Annotated in this window: 2 protein-coding genes and 1 pseudogene; all 3 read right to left on the bottom strand. The window is 47.2% G+C overall.

Annotation, left to right across the window (positions count from 1 at the left end; all coding sequences use genetic code 11):
- Window positions 1-192: 192 nt before the first annotated feature.
- A complete protein-coding gene (locus tag CSQ89_RS22315) occupies window positions 193-582 on the bottom strand; it encodes a hypothetical protein (RefSeq protein ID WP_139023078.1) in 390 nt (129 codons plus the stop codon).
- Between the two features lie 678 nt (window positions 583-1,260).
- Window positions 1,261-1,674 (bottom strand): hypothetical protein, encoded by a 414-nt coding sequence (locus tag CSQ89_RS22310; protein ID WP_139023079.1) that lies wholly within the window; start codon window positions 1,672-1,674, stop codon window positions 1,261-1,263.
- Window positions 1,671-2,288: pseudogene (locus CSQ89_RS21085) on the bottom strand (RHS repeat-associated core domain-containing protein); the annotation flags it as partial. The pseudogene CSQ89_RS21085 and the gene CSQ89_RS22310, both read right to left, overlap by 4 nt.
- Between the last annotated feature and the right edge of the window lie 38 nt (window positions 2,289-2,326).

Raw genomic sequence — 2,326 nt, 5'->3', positions numbered from 1 at the left:
GTTTACGATCCACGCTTCCTTCCCACGCTCGGTCGCCCTCACGCAGTTGCGCTTCACTTCGTTCGCTGTGATCAACTTACGGCGGGACTTCCACCCGCAGGAGTGCGCCCATGCTGGGCGCACAAGAACAAAGCCGGGTCGGATGATCCGAACCGGCTTTGAGCTGGTTTTTAGACTGACCACAAACTTGTATTATTTAGATAGTTTCATCAGTCGGTTCTTTTGTATTGCAAGCTCTTTCTCTGTCCAGTCGTTCGATGGAGATGGAACAATAATAGTTTGAGCTGAAGACGAAAATGGAGTTATTAAGGACCACGGTACGAGATCCAATCCAATTGCCTTTTCTTTTTGTTCCATTATCGAAACTACATTTGCCTGATGCGTATAAGCATCTAATCTATGCCCAACTTGCTCGGCTTGTAGCGAGTGAGCACCTTCTAACCCATGATAGGTACTCATCAAAATAGCATCACGCCTCTCAACGGCCAACGATGCTAGAAAGCAAGTCACTAGTGAGCCAATCACAATTCCAAGCAGGAATAAACCCAAACATCGTGGGAAAAATTTCTCTTGTATTTTCACGGTCTGTAATTCCTATTGTTTAACCCGACCAACACATAGGGCGAAGTCCGTAAGACATTGCGCTTGTCCGTATTCGTCATCGGGTTCTTTTTCGCTCATACATTTATCCTTCCTAACCGCACAACATGCTGGCCTTGCCGCAGTGTCTTCGCAGACGTATCGAACACAAGCCTTACAAAATGGCTTTGTCCACCCCCCATATTCTTGTGCAGACTTCTCGCATACAGGTTGCCAATAGTCTCGACCTTTCGGTGGCTTTCCTGCTGGAATTGGAAGATGCGCACGAGGATCCTTAGAGTAAGGGCCTTCAGGCCCTTCTGCCATTTCCAATCCCTTTGGATCTATTCTGCTTAAAGGATTTCCCGCTACATATGTGTAGATATTCGGCCCTGACACAAACGGTCATACCGACACCCACCAAACCCAGACACCATGCGGGTTCCAGCGCATCCGCACAGGCTCAATCGCAGCAATAAAGAACAATTTTCTCTAGACGCGGTTTTACGCGCTGCGCACAAGGTGCACAGACGCAGTGTAACGCCTAGCCGTTGGCGGCTAAAGGGGAAGGTGTATCACGATGGCGGGGGACTTGGCGCTAGTGGTAGCTAGCTCAGGCTGGGCGCGACAGCAGAAGCCCGCAGACAGGGCTGCGGGCTGGGTTGAGCTATAAAATGTATTCTACCGTGAATTGTTATTAAGAAAGTCTTGAGTTGAACATACCCAAGGTCTCCAATCGGCAACAAATAGAACACACTGCTTATCTGGAGTTAGGCTGGCATTATCTGCATCTGGATATCTTGCAAACGATATGGAAACATTCTCTCTTATCTTTTCCCCAGATCGAATCAACACAGCAGAATTCTTATTGCCTACAACTTTATCCAGCCTACCAAACTTAAATCCGTAAGCCGTATAAATATTTACAATGCTAGCTAATAACAATCCTATTACTACGCCATAGTAAAGAAAAATGCCCAATAAATCTTTATCCGCCCAATTTGCTTTCGAAAGCAAACTCAGGAAATAAAAACAAAATACAAGGCCGATTACACCCAATGAAAAATAAATTCTCCATCGTTTTGTATAACTCATTTTTTACAACCACATGTATTAGGTTGGGCCCCAAGTTGGTTTCCAACTATGCTAGATGTACCGGATACACCAGCCCCTGGAATGCCGGCTATTGACCGTTCAACAACTTGAGAAGAAAGGGAACCTGTAAATGATGTACCCCATGCACCAGGCGATATGACGCCACTGAGCGCCCCCCCTACTGTCGATCCAATCATTGATCCTACATTGGGGCCTGTAAAGCAGGGATCAGAAATGTTTTGCATTTGACCTAGCGTATTACCCATAAGTCCTGTTGCTGCACGAATCCCCATGTTGCCAATTAAGGAACCACTTAACCACGCGCCAGAACCACCTACAATTGCTCCACCAACTGCACCAATAATTGCTCCTCGCAAGACATTCCCTCCAGTTACTTTTGCTCCAAATCCACCACTGATACCGCCAATAATTCCTCCAGCAATAGCCCCTGGTATACCAAACTCACCCGTTGGATCAACGTAGCTGAGTGGATTGCCCTCAACATATGCGTAGGTGTTGATGCCACCCGCCAATCCTATTGGATCGCTCTGCAAGTAGCGACCACGCTTCGGATCGTAATCCCGGAAGTAATTGTAAACCTCCTTCCCTGATGCCGCTTCCCCGCTAAAAGCCCGTTTCCTCTAGTACCTCC

This window comes from Chitinimonas sp. BJB300 (genome assembly GCF_002735695.1).
Classification (GTDB): Bacteria; Pseudomonadota; Gammaproteobacteria; order Burkholderiales; family Chitinimonadaceae; genus Chitinimonas.
This window is presented reverse-complemented; position numbering and strand designations above follow the sequence as displayed.